Raw genomic sequence first — 17,415 nt, 5'->3', positions numbered from 1 at the left:
TGGCTCCGAGGCACATCCAGCCAGAGCGAGGCATCTTAGCCGCCGCTGTCCATGGAAGCGCATATATGTGACGGCCAGGGATTGAGATATATTGCCGCCATCCTTGGGCGCTGACGTTCTTTGAACGGGGGCATGACATGCAGGCGGTGCCGATAGCTCATCCGGCGGAACAGTCCGCCGCCGCCTCGGTACCTTCGCTCTCCGGCTATCCGGCCGCGGTGCTGTGCTGGCTGCTGTCGGCCGGCGTCTATATCGCGGCCAAATGGGTGGCGCCGGAAATGCCGCCCTGGGGACTCTGCTTCTGGCGGCTTGCGCTCGCCTGCGCCATCCTGCTGCCCATCGTGCATCGCCATCACGGCGCGATGATCGCGCTTCTCAAATCCCGGCCGCTGGAGATCGCCGCCGTCGGAGCGATCGGCCTGACGCTCTGCCAGGGCATGATCTACCGCGGCCTCGCCGACACCGACGCGACCACGGCCGGCATCATCATGGCGCTGTCTCCGGTCATGACGATGGTGCTCGCGCGTTTCGTGCTCGGCGAGCCGCTCGGGCTTTGGCAGGCGCTCGGCGCGGTGGTTGCGCTCGCCGGCATGCTGGTGATCGTCGCGCATGGCGACCTGGCGGCGCTGCTTCAGCTACAGTTCAACCTGGGCGAATTGTGGATCGTCGGCAGCGCGTTCTGCTGGGCGCTCTACACCGTGCTGGTGCGCCGGTCCAAATTCGGCATCGAGCTGTTGCCGCTGGTGGTGCTCCTGCTCGGCGCCGGCGCGCTCGTCGCCCTGCCTTTCCATCTGTGGGAACTGGTCAACGACGAACGCTCCGCCTTGAACGCCCATGGCTGGCTCGCGCTCGCCTATCTGGCGGGCCCGGGCGGCGCCCTGATGTACTATCTCTACAATCGCAGCGTGGCGACGCTCGGCGCCAGCCGGGCGAGCATGCTCCTCTATCTGCAGACGATGTTCGTCGCCATCCTCGCCTATCTGCTGCTCGGCGAGAGCCTGCATGACTACGATCTCATCGGCGCCGCCTTCATCGTCGCCGGCATCGTGCTTGCCACGATGTTGAAGCCGCATGCGGCTCGCGTCGCGTAGCCCGGTGATGGCAAGTGCAAGGAGAGTTTACCGCATCGGCGCGGTCGATCGCCCATGCCCGATGTCCTTCGGGGTTCGAATGACACGGTCTGTCGACACCCTGACACGGGAGCGGCCCGGAGCCCTTGTGGGTTTGGTGGCGAAAGGCAAGGGCCACCGGGCCTAACCGGCGGGGACCTAGTACGGGGACTTCGCTAAGAGGGCACCGGCTGATAGAAATATGCGCTAATGCTAATACAATTGAAACGCATCCCTAAGGACGATGGCCAGACTGGCCAGCTTAGGTAAATATCGGCCGTGTGCTTCGCATGCTCGGCCATTCGGACGACCGAGGCCACGACAAGGCAGCGAAGCAAGCGCCTACCTGATCTGGAATCCGTGGGCCAACGGATCGCGGTCGTCCACGAAGATCGTATTGTGGCCAATAATTTGCGCCCATCCGCCGACGCTTGGCCGAATGCCTTTGAAAGGGCCAACGTCAACCTCCGCCTCGACACGGCCCTCGAAGACAGTGCCGATCAGGCTTTCCTGGCGGAAGCTGTCGCCGACTTTCAGGCGGCCCTTGCCGCGAAGTTGCGCCATGCGCGCCGACGTTCCCGTGCCGCCCGGCGAACGGTCGATCGCCTTGTCGCCGTAGAAGACCGCACCGCGGCCGTCGGCATCGCTGCCCAAGGGCTTGTCGCACCAGATGGCGTGGTGGACGCCGCTTATTCTCTCGTCCTCGGGGTGGGCCGGATTGCAGACAGTCGCCAACGCGTCGCGCAGACGCCGGCTGAGGTCGACGATGTCGCTGGCCGACATGCCCTCCAGACCCTGCCAGTTTTCCTGCGGCTCGACCACCGCGTAGAAATTGCCGCCATAGGCGATGTCGACCACGAGCCGGCCGAGCCCTGGAACATGGACGCCGACATCGGCCGCATGCAGATAACTGGCGACATTGAACATCCGCACGGAGTCCACGAATTCGCCCGGCTTCTCGTACTGGATGTCCACTCTTCCCGCCGGCGTCTCGATCGACAGCCTGCCCGGGATGCGCGGCGTAACGAGCCCTTCTTCCAGCGCCGCCGTAACCAGGCCGATCGTGCCGGCGCCGCACATCGGCAGGCAGCCGCTGACCTCGATGAAGATGACGGCGAAATCGCAGTCCTCGCGGTAGGCGGGATAGATGATGGCGCCCGACATGATGTCGTGGCCGCGCGGTTCGAACATCAGCGCCCGCCGGATCCAGTCATGCTCGCGCACGAAGAGCTCGCGTCGCTCGGCGATCGGGGCGTGCGGCAGCAAGGGTCCGCCGCCGGCGACCAGCCGAACCGGGTTGCCGCAGGTGTGGGCGTCGATGCAGAAGAAGCTGCGGCGCATGATCTCTCCGTTCAGGCAGGCTTGGCCGCACCGGGTGCCCGGCTGCGCTCCAGCGCGCCCCTCGACAGCCGGTCGAGGAAGATGGCGATCGCCACGATCGACAGGCCGGCCCGCAGGCCGAGCCCCATCTCCATGCGGGTCAATCCCCGCGTCACCTCCGCGCCGAGGCCGCCCGCTCCGACGAGGCCGGCCAGCACGACCATAGCCAGTGAGAGCAGAATGCACTGGTTGAGGCCTACCAGCAGGGTGGGCGTGGCGGAGGGGATTTCTATCTTGAACAGGATCGATCGCGGCGAAGCCCCGGTGGCCTGGCCAAGCTCCAGAAGATCCTTCGGCACCTGGTTGAAGGCGAGCGTCGTCAGGCGCAGCATCGGCGGTATGCCGTAGACGATCGTCGCGATGATCGCCGGCACGCGGCCGAGGCTGAAGATCATGACGGCTGGGATGAGATAGACCCAAGGCGGTACCGTCTGCATGATGTCCAGCACCGGCCGGATCGCGGCCTCGAAATTCTTGGAGCGCGATGCCAGGATGCCGAGCGGGAACGCGATCGACACCGAGATGATCACCGCCACCGTCACCAGCGCCAGCGTCTGCATCGACGCGGCCCAGAAGCCGGCCAGCAGGCAGAAGAGAAGCGCAACGGCCGTCACGACGGCAACCCTGGTGCCGACGAGAAAGAAGGCCAGAGCAACGGCCAAGACGATCGTCACATAGGCGGGCGGGTAGAGCAGGGCGACTTCGATGCCGCTGAGCACCGCCTCGATCAGTTTGGCCACGGCGTCGAAAAACGGATGGAAGTTGGTGTTCAGCCAATCCACCGCGGGGGCAAGATAACCTCCCGGCGAAAAGCGGAGCAGATCGAAATTCATCTTGCGCCTCCCTTGGCGCGGCTGGCCGCGCTTTGCGTGAGCCTGTCGAGCACCATGGTCAGTATGACGATGGCGATGGCGGCGTTGATAGAGGTTGCAATGTCGAGCGTGCGCACGGCCGAATAGATCGTCTCGCCGAGACCGCCCGAACCGACGATGCCGGCGATGACGACCATGCCGAAGGCCATCATCAGGCTCTGGTTGATCCCCGCCATGACGCTCGGGATGGCGAAGGGGAGCCTGATCTTGACGAACATCTGCCAAGGGGTCAGGCCGGTCGCGTGTCCCAGCTCCACGAATTCGCGCGGCGTCATTCGGATGCCCAGCGCAGTGAGCCGGATGGCAGGAGGCATCGCGACGATGAAAGTGGCCACGAGCGCGGTCGCCGGTCCGTAACCCAGCAGCGCGATCGCCGGAAGAAGATAGATGTAGGGTGGCAGCGTCTGGATCAGGTCGAGTATCGGCTCGAGGAAACGGTCGAACGCCCTGCCGAAACCCGCCACGATGCCGATCGGAATGCCGAAGAGCAGCGCCAATATGGTGGCGGTAATCACCAGGGCGAGCGTGCTCACGGTCTCGGCCCAGAGCCCCATGACCGCGCAGAAGACCAGGGCAAGCCCGGCGAGAACGCCGGCGAGGGCATTGATCAGTCGCCACGCGAGCAGCGCCGCGACCATCGCGATCAGGTAGAACGGTGCGAGCTGCAGCAGCCAGAGGACGGTCATAGGTTCCTTCAAGCCCGGCCCTCAGCGTTTCGAACAGCCAGTCGCCATTGTCGCTGATCCAGCCGAGAGCCGTGTCGGTCCAACTGTCGAACGTGTCGGTGATGGTCGAGATGTCCATAGTGCTCCTCCCGAGCTATGCCGCCACGGGTTCCCCCGCAGGCTTGCCGGCGACACCGCGCAGCAGGCCGCGGATGGTGACGACGGCGACGACCGTTTCGCCCTCGACCACCGCGACCGCATCGCGATCGGACTGGGTCGTGAGGTCGATGAGCGCGCCGATGTCGGCCTCGGGCGACGTTTGGGGCAGGGCGTTCACGTCGCTATGCGGTTGCGCACTCTTGTATTCGCCCACTGGCGTCATCACGGAGTGCGCCTTGACCAGGTGAATCCTGGAAATGCCCGCCACGAAATCGGAGACGTAATCGTCTGCGGGTTTTGTCACGATGTCTTCAGCCGTCCCGACCTGGACGATGACGCCGTCCTTCATGATAGCAATACGGTCGCCGATGCGGATGGCTTCCTCGAGATCATGCGTGATGAAGACCGCCGACTTGCCGAGCGACTTCGTCAGTTGCCGGAACTCGTCCTGCAACTGACGGCGGATGAGCGGGTCGAGCGCGCTGAAAGGCTCGTCCATGAGGATGATTTCCGGGTCTGCCGCCAAGGCTCGGGCGAGGCCCACGCGCTGCTGCATGCCGCCGGAAAGCTCCGAGGGATAGCGCGATGTCCAATCGGCGAGCCCGACCTTTCCGAGGGCAGCACGGGCGATCTTGTTGCGTTCTTCCTTGGCGACGCCGCGCACCTCGAGGCCGAAGCCGGCGTTTTCCAGAACCGTGCGGTGCGGCAGGAGCGCCACGCTTTGGAACACCATGCCGATATTGCGGGCGCGCATGTCGCGCAGCTCGGAGGCATTGAGTTTGGCGATCTCCTTTCCCTTGACCGTGATCTTGCCGAGGCTCGGCTCGATCAGGCGATTAAGCAGACGGATCAGCGTCGACTTGCCGCTTCCCGAGAGGCCCATGATGCAGAAGATCTCGCCGCGGCGGACCTGGAGGCTAGCGTCGGCAACACCGACCACGCAGTTGAACTCCTGCAGCACCTGCTTTTTGGAGAGCCCGCGCTCGGGGATCGCCTTGACCGCGGCCGAGGCGCGGCTCCCGAACACCTTCCACACGGATTTGCAGTCGACCAACACTTCGTTGGGGGCATTCACGGTCATGTTCATTGCCTTCCCCATGGGCCACCAAATGGCTATCGTGTTTGGAGGCGGGCAGCCGGTTCGGCGGCCCGCCGTTGGTGTGATTACTCGCCCTTGATGTTTTCCCAGCGCTTCAGGAGATCGGCGTGAGCGTCGGTCCAGGCCTTGACGGCTTCATCCATCTTCTTGCCGTCGCTGACCGCGCCGTTGATGGCGGTAATATCAGCGAGCGGCACATAGACCGAGGCGATGACCTCGCGGGCATGCGGATGGTCGGCCGAGAAGCCCTTCTTGGCAATCCAGTAGTAGCTCTGCGGCGGCGGGAAGATGCCCTTCGGATCCTTGAGGAATTTCACGGGATACTTCTGCATCATCCAGGACGGCTCCCAGATGGTGACGGCGATCCATTCCTTGCGGTCGACGGCCGACTTCAGCGCGGCGGTCATCGCGGCGGTGCTGCCTTCGACCAGCTGGAGCTTCAGGCCGTATTCCTTGACCGCATTGGCGGCGTCGCGCATCAGGCCCGAACCCGGCTCGATGCCGACGATCTTGCCGCCGAACTTGTCGGCGTTGTCGTTGAGCTGCTCGGGCGAATCGATGGTCACGTAGTTCGGCACGGCGATCGCCTGGTAGAGGCCGTGCGAAACCGGAGAGATCTTCTCGAGGCGCTTCTTGTTCTTGTCCCAGTAGTCCTGCGCGACATAGTCCGTCTGCGAGGCGAGCAGTTGAATGTCGCCCTTGGTCAATGCGGCGTAGGCGATGCCCCATTCGGAAAAATCGACCACCTTGACGGTGTAGCCGGCGTCCTCAAGCACCTTCGTGGTGATGCCTGTGATGGGGGTGAGATCCTCCCACGACATCGTGCCAACGGTGATTGTCTTTTCTTCCGCCTGAGCGGACAGCATGGTCATCCCGACCATCGCGGCAGCGCAGAGCGCTTTCCACAACGTCTTCATGTTTCCTCACTCCTTAGTTTCCGTTTCCATTCCCGTTCGAAGACTTCGCGGTCTGCTCGGTCTTCACATTGCGCGGCGAGAACTCATCCCTCGCGGCCAGCACGCAATTCCTGCAAACGGATCACCGTGTTGATGCCCATCCACGCGAACGGTTCGGGAGGAAGCCGCGCGGGTTGGGGTTGATCCGCATATTTGTCGAGCATGTTCGACTGGGTGCCGGTCGCGAGATCCGCGGCCATGATGCCCGCGAGCGTGCTTTTCACGGTCCCAAGGCCGTTCTCGCAGCACGCCGAATAAAGGCCGTCTTCGATCTCGCCGAAGGCGGGCACGTGGTTGCGGCTGAGGCAAAGCCGTCCGGCCCAGACATATTCGAACGGCACATCCTTGAGGTCCGGAAATCTGGCATCGAGTGACGTCCGCTGCTCGGCGGCGATGCCGGCCAAGCGCTTCTCGCTGACCCGCACGGGCCAGTCATAGGTGAACCGGGTCCGGATCACGATCCGCGAGAGCCCGTCGTTGGTTATCTTCCGGACCGTGGCGCCCATCGGATCGGCCGGCAGCAATGCCCACCGGTCCTTGCCCGTCGACTTCGCGGTGAATGGGGCGGTCATCGATGCATAGGTGAAGATGTGCATCAGGCGGCCGCGGAAGTAACCGAAATCGTCGATATGGCCGTTGACGCCGAGGATGACTTTCGGCGCGGTGACGCTTCCGGTGCGCGACACCGCCTTCCAGGCTCTTCCGGCCCGGGTGAGCTTGAGCACCGGCGAGTGCTCGAAGATGTCGACCTTCGGTGCGAGCCCCGCCGCGAGCCCCCGGATATAGTCGGCAGGCTGGATCATCACGGCGCCGGGCGTGTAGAGGCCGCCGAGATAGTAGGACGACCCGGTGATTTCCCGCATGTCGCTCGCGTCGAGGAAGCGATGCTCTTCGCCGATCGTCTTGAGCGAGCGGCCGTAATTGGCATTGAGTGTCATGCCGCGTTCGGTCGCCGCGGCATTGATCTTGCCCGAGGGATCGAAGGTGCGCGCGGACATTGCGTATTCCGCGGCCGCCTCGGCGGCGAAAGCGATCGCGAAGCGATTCTCGGCGATCTCCGCCTTTGTTTCGGCCTCACCGGCGACGGAATATTCGCCCGACGACAAATTGTGCGGGGTGTCGATCATATAGCCGGAATTCCGGCCGGCGGGACCTTTGGCGACCTCTCCGGCTTCCAGCAGGACGATCCTGTCGCCCGGCCGAAGCTTTGCGAGCCGCCGGGCGGCGGAGAGGCCGGCGAAGCCGCCGCCGATGATCAGCCAGTCGGCCTTGATGTCGCCGTCGAGCGTGCGGACGGGGAAGCAGCGTCTGCTGATCGCCTCCCAGCCAGAGATTCCGGATTCAGCCGGAAGCCGCTTGACGACGAGATCGCTCACCGGACGGTCTCATCGACCGAACGGTCGGAGACGTCGATCCAGACCGTCTTCAGTTCGCAGTAATTGTCATGCGCGAAGACCGACTTGTCGCGCCCGCCGAAGCCGGATTCCTTGTAGCCGCCGAACGGTGTCGTCGCGTCGCCTTCGCCGAAGCAGTTGACGGTGACGACGCCGGCGCGGATCTCGCGGGAGAGCTTGATCGCCTTGCGCAGGCTCCCCGTGTAGACGGACGCGGTCAGGCCGTAATTCGTGTCGTTGGCGAGCGCGATCGCCTCGCCCAGCGAGTTGAACGTCGTCACCGACAGGATCGGCCCGAAAATTTCCTCCTGGAAGAGGCGGCTCGCAGGCGTGACACCGTCGACGACGGTCGGCTCGATATAGGCGCTCTTATGCGTGGCGCCGCCATGGGCGACCGAGAGCTTTTCGGTCTTAACGTCGCCGAGGAAGGATTTCACCTTCTCGAAATGGGTCTTGCTGACCAGCGCGCCGATGCGGTTTTCAGGGTCGAGCGGATCGCCGGTCTTCCATTCGCGCATGTAGGCGCCGATACGCTGCAGCAGCTCGTCCTTGATCTTGGCGTCGACGATGAGCCGCGAGGTGGCCGAGCAGTTCTCGCCCATGTTCCAGAACGCGCCGTTGACCACCTGTTCGGCGACGAGATCGAGGTCTTCGGCGTCGTCGAGAACCACGGCCGGGTTCTTGCCGCCGCATTCCAGCACGACGCGCTTGAGGTTGGAGTCGGCCGCGTAGCGCAGGAAACGGCGGCCGGTCGGCGTCGATCCGGTGAAGGCCACCATGTCGACGCCCATATGCATTCCGATCGGTTCGCCGACCTCCTTGCCGCCCCCCGGCACGACATTGAAGACGCCGGCCGGAATGCCGGCCTCATGGGCGAGCTCCGCGACATGCAGCGTGGTCAGCGTCGTCTCCTGGGCAGGCTTGACGATGACCGAGCACCCGGCCGCAAGCGCCGGGCCGATCTTCCAGGCCAGCATCAGCAGCGGAAAGTTCCACGGCAGGACGCAGCCGACGACGCCGACCGGTTCGCGCACGACCATGGTCAGCGCCTTCGAACCAACGGGCGCGGTGTTGTCGTAGAGCTTGTCGATCAGCTCGGCATGCCAGCGGATGGTATGGATCGTGTCCGGCACATCGACGGTCTGGCATTCGCGGATCGGCTTGCCGCTGTCGAGGCTCTCCATGACCGCGAGTTCGTGGCGGTTGCGCTCCAAAAGCTTCGCGAACTTCAAAAGCACGGTCTTGCGCTCGCCAGGCGCGAGATGCTGCCAGCGGCCGTCGTCGAAGGCCTCCCTGGCCTTGGCCACGGCGAAGTCGACATCTCTGGCGTTGCAAGCCGCGATGTCGGCAAGCACCTCGCCGGTCGCCGGATTGGTCGTCCTGAACGTCTTGCCGGAATTCGCCGGACGGAAGGCTCCGTCGATGAAGGCATTGGTCGGGAATTGAATCTCGGCGGCGAGCGCCTTGTATTCGGCGGCGGTCAAAGGCTCATGCATTGGTTTGCTCCCGACGTGATCTGGGCGACCGTCCGCTTCAGCGTGGCGACGACAGTCTGGAGGGATCGCTTTTCTTCCGAATTGAGAGGCCGCAACGGCGCCCGCACGCCGCCTGCCTTCAGGCCGATCAGCTCGCATCCATGCTTGATCGACTGGACGAACTTGCCGCATTCGAGAAAGTCCATCAGCGGCAGCATCGCGCTCATGATGGCGCGGCCCTTGTCGAAGTTCTTTTCGAGCACGCAGGCCTCGTAGAGCGCGACGTGCTCGCGCGGCAGGAAGTTCGAGCCGGCGCAGACCCAGCTCCTGGCGCCCCAGGCGAAGAATTCCAGCGCCTGATCGTCCCAGCCGCAGGAAAGCGAGATGTGCGGGAACTTGCGGGCAAGCCGGTGCAAATTGCCCATTTCGCCGGAGCTTTCCTTGATGGCGACGACGTTGCGGGATTTGCCGACGCGAGAGAAATACTCCTCGCCCATCATCACGCCCATGCGGGCCGGATAGTTGTAGAGCATGATCGGGAGGTTGGCCGCGCGGTCAACGGTGAGCGCATGAACCGCGTTCTCGCGCTCCGTCGGCAAGGCATATGGCGGCGACGAGACGAGGATCGCGTCGGCGCCGATCTCCTTCGCCGCTTTGGCGTATTCGACCGAATCTTCGGTCCTGGTAGCGCCTGTGCCGATGACCAGCGGAAGGCGGGTGCCGATCACCTGCTTGGCATAAGCACCGAGCTCGAAGCGCTCCTGGGCGCTTTGGGCATAATATTCACCGGTCGATCCACCAACGATGATGCCGTGCACCTTGGCTTCGATGAGCGACTCGAGAACGTCGGCGAAGGCCGCGTTATCGATCTGACCGTCCGGACCGATCGGCGTCACCGCCGGCGTGTAGATGCCCTCAAACTTCAAGACATTTCTCCATCGATGGAGTGGCCGTTTCGACCAATGCGTCATTCGGCAAAACGGAGGCCATCCGCGAATTCCCAAGCGGGGATTCGCAGCGCTCGAAACCGGTTGATCGCGTTTGATAACGCGCAAGATTGCACGTCAGCATCCGAGAGTCAACAGATTGTATAATTTACGTACACATAAAAAATATGGCACGAGTACAATTCTGGAGAGCGCGCCCGTCGCGCATTTGCGGACATGGAGCAGGTATTCGGTGGCGTCGCCGCAGATCTCCCAGCTCTCCAGCAGAACCGATTCGAAAGTGAAGTGAATTCGCGGGTACCTGACCAGCGGCTCCAGTCAGGTGCGGCTGATATTGGCCATCTCGACCCGCGGACCTTTTTTTGCTTCACGACCATGCCGAGGCGAAGCGTTCCGCCCTTCTTGCCTTCCTCGGCGATCGGCGGTGCAAAAGGTCTGGCTGGAACAGGCCTGACGGATCGGTGCCCCGAGGTGGCGGCCGCGGAATCTGCGTCTTAAGCGGGAGATTTCGCTGCCGGCACCGGGCCCGGCAGCAGGCGTTCTTCCTATCCCGGCCGCAATCGCTTTCCTAAGCGGCCGTCAGTTATCGCCGACCAGCGCGTCCGCCTTCATTCCCTGCGGCGCGATGAACATTTCCATGTTCTCGCGCGACAGTTCCCAGTGCTCGAACACCAGGTCGACGACGGCATCCTCGTCATGCGCGCCGATGGCCGAGATGAAGCCGTCATGATGTTCGACCGCCGTCTGCAGCCGCTTGCGCATGTCGTCATTGCGTGGGCGGAAGAAGGTATGGCCGATGCGGGCGTGGTCGATCAGCAACCTGCCGAGGCTGGGCTGAAGATAGGCGTTGGCGGACATCTCACCGATGATCTCGTGAAACCTGTTGTTCTCGACCACCATGGAAAGCGCGTCGCCTGACTTGCTGGCGGCGCGGAAACGCTCCTGCGTGTCCTTCAGGTCTACCATCTGCGAAGGCTTGAAATTCTGCACGGCCAACCGGCCGATGGCGGCGTAGACCATGGGGGCGACCAGGAAGAATTGCCGAAGGGTCGAATGGTTCATCGGAACGACCCTGGCGCCCCGGTTCGCGCGGATCTCGATGTAACCTTCGCCCTCCAGCCGGCGGAAGATTTCCCTGACAGGGGTCCGCGACAGGCCATAGCGCTCGCTCAGCGCCACCTCGTCCAGATCCTCGTCAGGATCGAGTTCCATTGTCAGGATGCGACGTTTCAGATCGTCATAGAGACTGCCCTTGCTTCCCTTCATCGCGCACCTTCGGAATCATCTCTGCCAATCGACATACCTGGCACGGTTGGAAGAGTCGCATGCACTTGCAAGTGAGTCAACGGATTGTATTTTCTTGGTACACAATATAAGACCGGATGGATCGGTGGCACAATGACAGCCCGGACGGCGATCTTGTCTGAATGAGCTTCGGATAACGCAAGGGACAGGTCCGCAAAGCATGGCCAAGAAGTTTGCGTTTCTCCTGGTGCGCGATTTCACTTTGTCGCCGCTGTCGCTTTTCATCGACACGCTGCGGCTCGCCGGCGATGAGGGCGATCGCAGCCGCAGGGTGGAGTTCGACTGGCAGATCGTCGGCGAGCGCGGCCTGCCGATCCGGGCGAGCTGTGGCGTCGAATTGCTGCCGACCAAGGCGATCGGCAATCCGGAGGACTTCGACAACGTCGTCGTGGTCGGAGGCCTGCTCGACACCAACCGCAATCTCAGCGCTGAAAAGGAGGCGTTCCTTCTGCGGGCCGCCGACAAGGGCGTGCCGATAACCGCGCTGTGCACGGGAAGCTTCGTGCTGGCCCGCTACGGCTTGCTGGACGGCTACAGCGCCGCCGTCAGCTGGTTCCACATCAAGGATTTTCGCGCCGAATTCCCCGATGTGAATGCGCATGCCGACAGCCTCTATTCGGTCGACCGCGGCCGCGCGACATGTGCCGGCGGCACCGGCGCGGCAGACCTCGCCGGTTATTTCGTGTCGCAATTCATCGGTCAGAAGGCGGCGGAAAAAGCCGCCAAGATCCTTGTGCTCGATCGCATCCGCAACATCCGGGACGTGCAGCCCGTCGGCGACCTGTTTCCCGAAGCGTCGAGCCGTGCGGTGAAACGGGCCTTGCTGCTGATGGAAAGCAGCCTGCAGGAAAAGATATCGGTCACCGAGATCGCAAGCCGGTTGAATTGCTCCCGGCGCCAGCTCGAGCGTCTTTTCGCGACCGAGCTGGGCACAAGCCCGATGGCCGCGTACCTGGCGCTCCGGGTTCACTACGCCAAGTCGCTGCTGGAAGGCAGCGACCTGCAGATAGGCGACATCGCCTACAGGTGCGGCTTCGAAAATGCCGGGCACTTCAGCCGGGTATTCCGCCAGCACACCGGCATCACGCCGACCAACCTCAGGCATCCAGGCCGCTTGGCTGCTCAAGCGGCGAAGCAGTGAATTCCTTAAGGCCGATGCGAACAGGGGCTTGGTAGGCTACGAAATCCGCTGCCCGTTCTCGTCCAGCAAAACACAGCCGCTCGGATCGAACCCGACCTCGATGATCTCGCCCTCCCGGACGATGCGGCCGTTGATCGGCGCGTTGGCGCGGATGCTCGTCTTGCCGCCGAAGTCGATCTCGTAAATGGCGCTGCCGCCGAGATAGGAGGTCGAGACGACCCGGCCGGAGAGCCGGTTGCCGCCTGCTGCAGGACCGACCGACAGTTTCTGCGGCCGCACCACCACGGTGATCTTGCTGCCCGGCGCCAGCGGCCGCGGCGACATCACGTTGACCGTCTGGCCAGCGGCAAGCGTCACCGCTATCTGCCCGTCAGATCTGCTGACGGTGCCGGCAAGCATGTTGGCCTTGCCGAGGAAGTCGGCGACGAAGGCGGTGGCGGGCCGCTCATAGACTTCCTCCGGCGTGCCGATCTGCTCGACCGAGCCGGCGTTCATCACCACGATGCGGTCCGACATGGAGAGCGCTTCTTCCTGGTCGTGGGTGACGAAGATGGCGGTGATGCCGGTTGCCTTCTGGATCTTCTTGATCTCGACGCGCATCTCCTCGCGCATGTTGGCGTCGAGCGCCGATAGCGGCTCGTCGAGCAGCAGCACCTGCGGTTCGAAGACGATGGCCCGCGCCAGCGCGATGCGCTGCTGCTGCCCGCCCGACAATTGTGAGGGCAGCTTCTTCTCGCTGCCCGGCAGCCGCACCATGTCGAGCGCCCGGCCGACCCTGCGCGCGATCTCGGGCTTCGGCACGTTGCGATACTTCAGGCCGAAGGCGACATTGTCGAACACGCTCTTGTGCGGGAACAGCGCGTAGCTCTGGAACACCAAGCCGATGTTGCGCTTGTAGATCGGCACGTCGTCGACCCGCCGCCCATCGATCATGATCTGGCCGCCCGAAATGTCGACCAGCCCGGCGATGGAGCGCAGGATCGTCGTCTTGCCGCAGCCCGACGGCCCAAGCAGGGTGACGAAACTGCCCTTGCGGATCGACAGCGAGAAGTCGCGCACCGCGACGAACTTGCCATAGGCGATGTCGATGTCGCGGAACTCGACCGCTGGCTGCTCCGCACTCATGTTGGGAGCTGTGCCGGGTGCCCCGGCCGAGACCGGCCGGGGGCTGAGTGACGCTTCGCTTCTGTCAGGCACCTTTCGCGATCCTGTCCCACTGCTTGGTCCAGGCGTCCTCGTTGGTCGCCCAGTAGACCGGATCGGCGAAGGTCAGCGCCTTCATCGAGCCGGTCTTGTCGAAAGCCGGCAGCTTCTCGATCTTCTCGGTTAGCTTCACCTTGGTCGGGTCGAGCGACGGCGGGTAGCTCTGGCCCTCGGCCACCGCGATCGAGGTCGCCGGATCGAGCATGAAGTTGATCAGCTCTTCGCATTCGGTCATCGGCGAGCCTTTCAGGATCAGCATGTCCTCCATCCAGGCATAGGAGCCCGCCGGATCGAGATAGCCGATCGGATGGCCCTGATCCTGCAGGGCGGCGACGCGGCCCGACCAGGCGTCGGTCACCACGATCTCGCCCTTGGACAACAGGTCCATCAGTTCCGCGCCGGAGCTCCAGAATTTCTTGGCGAGGTCGCGCGTCTCGCGCACCTTGGCCCAGATCGTATCCATGTCCTTGATGTTGTTGGGATCCTGTCCGGTGGCCAAAGCCGCGTACCAGACGCGGGTGGTCATGTCGGCATAGCCGCCGACCTTGCCGGCGTATTTCTTGTCGAGCAGCAGGCCGGCACCCTTTTCCTTCGCCTCCTCGGGCGAGATCACCTTGGTGTTGTAGGCGATGCCGGTGGTGCCGTAGTCGTAGGGCACCGCCGAGAGCTTTGGCGTCAGCTTGCGGAACGGCTCGATCATCGGCTGCAGCACATTCGCCATGTTGGGAATGTTGGCCTCGTTGATCTCCGAGTTCATGCCGGCATTGACGTATTTGATGTAGTAGTTGACGCCGGACGAATGCACGATCTGGAAGTCGCCTGGCTTCGCCGTCTTGATCTTGGTGATGATCTCGTTCTCGTCGCCGAACGTGCCCTGGACCACCTTGATCTTGGTCTTGGCTGTGTAGGGCTGGAAGGCGTATTTGTCGATCGCCTCCTGCACGGTTCCGCCCCAGCCGTCGAAGCGCACCTGCTCGACCGCGGCGAGCGCGCGGCTCATCCACGGCATGGAGAGGCCCGCCGAGGCCGCGGCGGCGGCGGTCAGGCTCAGAAAGGTGCGGCGGCTCAAATCGCCGTTCACGTAGCGGTCATGCAGCCGTTCCAGCCGTTTGGTGGTGGATAGTTTCATTTTGCTTCCTCCTTTGGTTCGCCTCGTCTTCTCAATTTTGTCAGGCTTTGCATGAGAATGCCGCCAATCAGCGGGATGCCGACGGTCACCAGGATCATGACCGTGCCCAGCGCATTGATCTCCGGGCTGATCGAAATCTTCAGCATCGAAAGGATTTGGGTAGGCATGGTCTCGACGCCGGCCGGCCGCCAGAACAGGCTGGCCGAGGTGTTGTCGAACGAGATGGTGAAGGCGAGCAGCGCGCCGGCAACGACCGCCGGGATGAGCAGCGGCAGCGTGATCTCGCGGAAGGACGAGAAGCGCGAGGCGCCGAGCGAAAGCGCGGCCTCCTCATAGACGCGCCGGATGCCCACCATGCGCGCCTGGGTGATCAGCACCACATAGGGCACGGCGAGCAGAATATGGCCGAGCACCAGGAGGAGCAACGTTCGCGGCTGGTCGACCGCCTTGATCAGCACCAGGAGGCCGACGCCCAGAATGGTTTCGGGCACCAGCGCCGGCAGGATCACCAGCGTGCTCAGCGTCTGCTTGCCGGGGAACTCGAAACGCACCAGCGCGAACGAGGTGACGACGCCGATCGCCGTGGCGGCGGCCGCAGTGACCAGGGCGATCCACAGCGACGTTCGGAACGCGGCCAGCACCGCCTCATTGGCCATCAGCTTGCCGTACCATTGCAGCGAAAAGCCGGTCATCGGGAAGCCGCCGAACATCGAGGCGTTGAACGACAGGATGACGGTCGCCGCAATCGGCGCGAACATGAAGATGTAGACGCAGAGCGTGACGAAGCCAGTCAGCCGCCAGGCCCATCTGCCTTCCTCTTTCCGGCGTGCAGGCTTCATCCGCCCAATCCCCTCATCCTCCAAGGCCTTTGACGATCTGCGACATGCCCATGTAGCGGGTGTAGATGGCGGCGAAGAAACCGAGCACGACGAACAGCACGATCGAAAGCGTGGCGCCCATCGGCCAGTTCAGCTCGCTCATGATGGTGTCGTAGATCAGATTGCCGAACAGCGCGTCGCGGCCCGAGCCCAGAAGCTGCGGCGTCACATAGCTGCCGGCGGCAAGCACGAAGCAGAGCAGCAGGCCGGCCGCGAGGCCGGGCAGCGAAAGCGGCAGCGTCACCTCGCGAAACGCCTGCGCACTGGTGCAGCCCATCGAGCGGGCTGCCGCAATCAGCGTGCGGTCGATGCTTTCCAGGCTGACATAGACGTTGAGGATCATGTAGGGCAGCAGGAAATGCAGCAGCCCCATGATCACCGCGCCCTCGGTGTAGAGCATCGGCAGCGGCTCGCTGACAATGCCCAACTTTATGAGCGCCACGTTGATGACGCCCTGTTCGCCGAGAATGTTGATCCAGGAAAAGGTGCGGATGGTGAAGCTGATCCAGAACGGCACGATGAGCAGGAGAAGCAGCAGCCACTTGTGCCTGAAGCTCGTCGCCCAGATGAAATAGGCCGGAAAATAGCCGAGCACGCCGCAGAGCAGCGCGGTGATGGCGCCGACCCGCAGCGTCTTCAATAGAAAGCCGTGATAGTAGCTGTCGGTGAGGAATTCGTGCCAGTTCGCGGTTGTCAGCGCGCTGGTTTCCACGCCGGCGGTGACGAAGGTGAAGAAGGTGTAGACCGACATCACGGCGATCGGCAGCACCAGGAAGAAGATCAAGAGCAGCAGCACCGGCGCGATAAGCATCCAGGCCAGCCGTGGATCATACAAGGTCCATCGATTTTTCATGCGCACCCGAAGGTCCGCGCTTTCTTTGAAGCGCTTCTGTTCCCGCAGCTCAGATTGGGTGATTGGGAGCGCGATGTCTACAGGCGGCGATTGAGCCAGAGAGCCTCCGACTGTTGGCGATCGCGTCGTGCCGTGCCTCCACGCAAACAGTCCAGGCAAGCAAGGGAAAGGGCCCGACATCGGGCCCTTCCCATTCTACCGGACACTCGGTGCGGCTGGATCAGGTAGCGCCAATTGGCGGAGGGAATGACCGCTTTGACCGCCCCTTATTTCAGCCCAATGGTCATGCCGCTGAGATCGGCATTGATCTGCAGGCCTACCTGCCGGCCTGTGAGCTGGAGCTCGGCGCCCTTGTCGTTGGTCATGACGATCACCTGAGCGCCTCTGCCGAGCGCGCCGCCGCCGCCCGCTGCGCCGTACACTCCCGCCACGTCGCGGGCGCGGCGAATGTGGCGCACTGTGCCTTTGAAATAGGTCTTGGAAGCCCCGAAGGCGAGGCCGCCCGAGATGCCCCCGATCGAGATGGGATAGTTGCGACCACGGAAGGTCAGCGTGCCTTCGCCGCCGGCGCCGCCGATGAAGAAGGCCGCCTTATAGATCGAGAAGCGGATCGTGCCGCTGTCGGCGTGAGCAGCGCTGGCAAAGCTCACGCCGACAGCGGCGATGACCGCAATCGCGGCTGAACGAATTCTGGACATGGTGAGACTCCTCGAAAGCGCCGATTGCCCAACCGGCAGGGCACGTCAGCGTTGTATGAAACGATAGCTGAACAGTCTCGCAGGTCTTTTGGTTCCAAGGCTGGCGGATTGAATCCGGTTGCGAGAGGACGCCACGAAAGCAGGCGGCGTAG

The 17,415-nt window shown here is 63.4% G+C and carries 15 protein-coding genes and 2 pseudogenes; 2 read left to right on the top strand and 15 right to left on the bottom strand.

Features of this window, described 5'->3' with window-relative positions:
- Positions 1-137: 137 nt before the first annotated feature.
- A complete protein-coding gene (locus CK222_RS19515) occupies positions 138-1,091 on the top strand; it encodes an EamA family transporter (protein ID WP_095801469.1) in 954 nt (317 codons plus the stop codon).
- Between the two features lie 360 nt (positions 1,092-1,451).
- Here the strand turns inward: CK222_RS19515 and CK222_RS19510 are convergent, their stop codons facing one another.
- From CK222_RS19510 to CK222_RS19465, 10 genes and pseudogenes are all read right to left on the bottom strand, one after another.
- Positions 1,452-2,450 (bottom strand): 4-hydroxyproline epimerase, encoded by a 999-nt coding sequence (locus tag CK222_RS19510; protein ID WP_095801468.1) that lies wholly within the window; start codon positions 2,448-2,450, stop codon positions 1,452-1,454.
- An 11-nt stretch (positions 2,451-2,461) separates the two neighbouring features.
- Positions 2,462-3,322, bottom strand: a complete 861-nt coding sequence (locus tag CK222_RS19505) for an ABC transporter permease subunit (protein ID WP_067321777.1) — start codon at positions 3,320-3,322, stop codon at positions 2,462-2,464.
- Positions 3,319-4,165, bottom strand: a pseudogene (locus CK222_RS19500) (ABC transporter permease subunit). The gene CK222_RS19505 and the pseudogene CK222_RS19500 overlap by 4 nt, the downstream one beginning before the upstream one ends.
- Before the next feature lie 15 nt (positions 4,166-4,180).
- Entirely contained in the window at positions 4,181-5,272 is a 1,092-nt protein-coding gene (locus tag CK222_RS19495; protein WP_095801467.1) for a glycine betaine/L-proline ABC transporter ATP-binding protein, read from the bottom strand.
- 77 nt (positions 5,273-5,349) lie between these two features.
- Positions 5,350-6,201, bottom strand: coding sequence for a glycine betaine ABC transporter substrate-binding protein (locus tag CK222_RS19490; RefSeq protein WP_095801466.1), 852 nt, complete (start codon positions 6,199-6,201; stop codon positions 5,350-5,352).
- Positions 6,202-6,284: 83 nt separating this feature from the next.
- Complete coding sequence (locus tag CK222_RS19485; RefSeq protein WP_095801465.1) at positions 6,285-7,616, bottom strand: FAD-binding oxidoreductase; 1,332 nt, start codon at positions 7,614-7,616, stop codon at positions 6,285-6,287.
- Positions 7,613-9,130, bottom strand: a complete 1,518-nt coding sequence (locus CK222_RS19480; RefSeq protein ID WP_095801464.1) for an aldehyde dehydrogenase — start codon at positions 9,128-9,130, stop codon at positions 7,613-7,615. The genes CK222_RS19485 and CK222_RS19480 overlap by 4 nt, the downstream gene beginning before the upstream one ends.
- Positions 9,115-10,035, bottom strand: coding sequence for a dihydrodipicolinate synthase family protein (locus tag CK222_RS19475; protein ID WP_095801463.1), 921 nt, complete (start codon positions 10,033-10,035; stop codon positions 9,115-9,117). Before CK222_RS19475 ends, CK222_RS19480 begins: the two co-directional genes overlap by 16 nt.
- Before the next feature lie 228 nt (positions 10,036-10,263).
- Positions 10,264-10,475: pseudogene (locus CK222_RS32950) on the bottom strand (diguanylate cyclase); the annotation flags it as partial.
- 160 nt (positions 10,476-10,635) lie between these two features.
- Entirely contained in the window at positions 10,636-11,322 is a 687-nt protein-coding gene (locus CK222_RS19465) for a GntR family transcriptional regulator (RefSeq protein ID WP_067321755.1), read from the bottom strand.
- A 199-nt stretch (positions 11,323-11,521) separates the two neighbouring features.
- Between CK222_RS19465 and CK222_RS19460 the strand changes: the two genes are divergently transcribed.
- Positions 11,522-12,502: a GlxA family transcriptional regulator gene (locus CK222_RS19460; RefSeq protein WP_066993111.1), complete on the top strand. Its 981-nt coding sequence runs from the start codon at positions 11,522-11,524 to the stop codon at positions 12,500-12,502.
- Between the two features lie 36 nt (positions 12,503-12,538).
- Here the strand turns inward: CK222_RS19460 and CK222_RS19455 are convergent, their stop codons facing one another.
- From CK222_RS19455 to CK222_RS19435, 5 genes are all read right to left on the bottom strand, one after another.
- Positions 12,539-13,699, bottom strand: a complete 1,161-nt coding sequence (locus tag CK222_RS19455; RefSeq protein ID WP_095801462.1) for an ABC transporter ATP-binding protein — start codon at positions 13,697-13,699, stop codon at positions 12,539-12,541.
- On the bottom strand, positions 13,692-14,834 hold the full coding sequence (locus CK222_RS19450; RefSeq protein WP_066993114.1) for an extracellular solute-binding protein: 1,143 nt from the start codon (positions 14,832-14,834) through the stop codon (positions 13,692-13,694). The genes CK222_RS19455 and CK222_RS19450 overlap by 8 nt, the downstream gene beginning before the upstream one ends.
- Complete coding sequence (locus CK222_RS19445) at positions 14,831-15,673, bottom strand: ABC transporter permease (protein WP_095801461.1); 843 nt, start codon at positions 15,671-15,673, stop codon at positions 14,831-14,833. The genes CK222_RS19450 and CK222_RS19445 overlap by 4 nt, the downstream gene beginning before the upstream one ends.
- 13 nt (positions 15,674-15,686) lie before the next feature.
- Complete coding sequence (locus tag CK222_RS19440; RefSeq protein ID WP_245322367.1) at positions 15,687-16,523, bottom strand: ABC transporter permease; 837 nt, start codon at positions 16,521-16,523, stop codon at positions 15,687-15,689.
- Positions 16,524-16,831: 308 nt separating this feature from the next.
- Complete coding sequence (locus CK222_RS19435; RefSeq protein WP_066993122.1) at positions 16,832-17,263, bottom strand: hypothetical protein; 432 nt, start codon at positions 17,261-17,263, stop codon at positions 16,832-16,834.
- Positions 17,264-17,415 lie beyond the last annotated feature (152 nt).

Origin of the sequence: Mesorhizobium sp. WSM3866, assembly GCF_002294795.1 — a bacterium.
Taxonomy (GTDB): domain Bacteria; phylum Pseudomonadota; class Alphaproteobacteria; order Rhizobiales; family Rhizobiaceae; genus Mesorhizobium.
Note: the sequence above shows the minus strand (reverse complement) of the source record. Positions and strands in the feature narration are given on the sequence as shown.

Coding starts and splice junctions, on each gene's coding strand:
- CK222_RS19440 (WP_245322367.1), bottom strand. CDS start 16,523: ATGCTTATCGCGCCGGTGCTGCTGCTCTTGATCTTCTTCCTGGTGCTG.
- CK222_RS19515 (WP_095801469.1), top strand. CDS start 138: ATGCAGGCGGTGCCGATAGCTCATCCGGCGGAACAGTCCGCCGCCGCC.
- CK222_RS19480 (WP_095801464.1), bottom strand. CDS start 9,130: ATGCATGAGCCTTTGACCGCCGCCGAATACAAGGCGCTCGCCGCCGAG.
- CK222_RS19445 (WP_095801461.1), bottom strand. CDS start 15,673: ATGAAGCCTGCACGCCGGAAAGAGGAAGGCAGATGGGCCTGGCGGCTG.
- CK222_RS19495 (WP_095801467.1), bottom strand. CDS start 5,272: ATGAACATGACCGTGAATGCCCCCAACGAAGTGTTGGTCGACTGCAAA.
- CK222_RS19510 (WP_095801468.1), bottom strand. CDS start 2,450: ATGCGCCGCAGCTTCTTCTGCATCGACGCCCACACCTGCGGCAACCCG.
- CK222_RS19450 (WP_066993114.1), bottom strand. CDS start 14,834: ATGAAACTATCCACCACCAAACGGCTGGAACGGCTGCATGACCGCTAC.
- CK222_RS19460 (WP_066993111.1), top strand. CDS start 11,522: ATGGCCAAGAAGTTTGCGTTTCTCCTGGTGCGCGATTTCACTTTGTCG.
- CK222_RS19490 (WP_095801466.1), bottom strand. CDS start 6,201: ATGAAGACGTTGTGGAAAGCGCTCTGCGCTGCCGCGATGGTCGGGATG.
- CK222_RS19505 (WP_067321777.1), bottom strand. CDS start 3,322: ATGAATTTCGATCTGCTCCGCTTTTCGCCGGGAGGTTATCTTGCCCCC.
- CK222_RS19435 (WP_066993122.1), bottom strand. CDS start 17,263: ATGTCCAGAATTCGTTCAGCCGCGATTGCGGTCATCGCCGCTGTCGGC.
- CK222_RS19465 (WP_067321755.1), bottom strand. CDS start 11,322: ATGAAGGGAAGCAAGGGCAGTCTCTATGACGATCTGAAACGTCGCATC.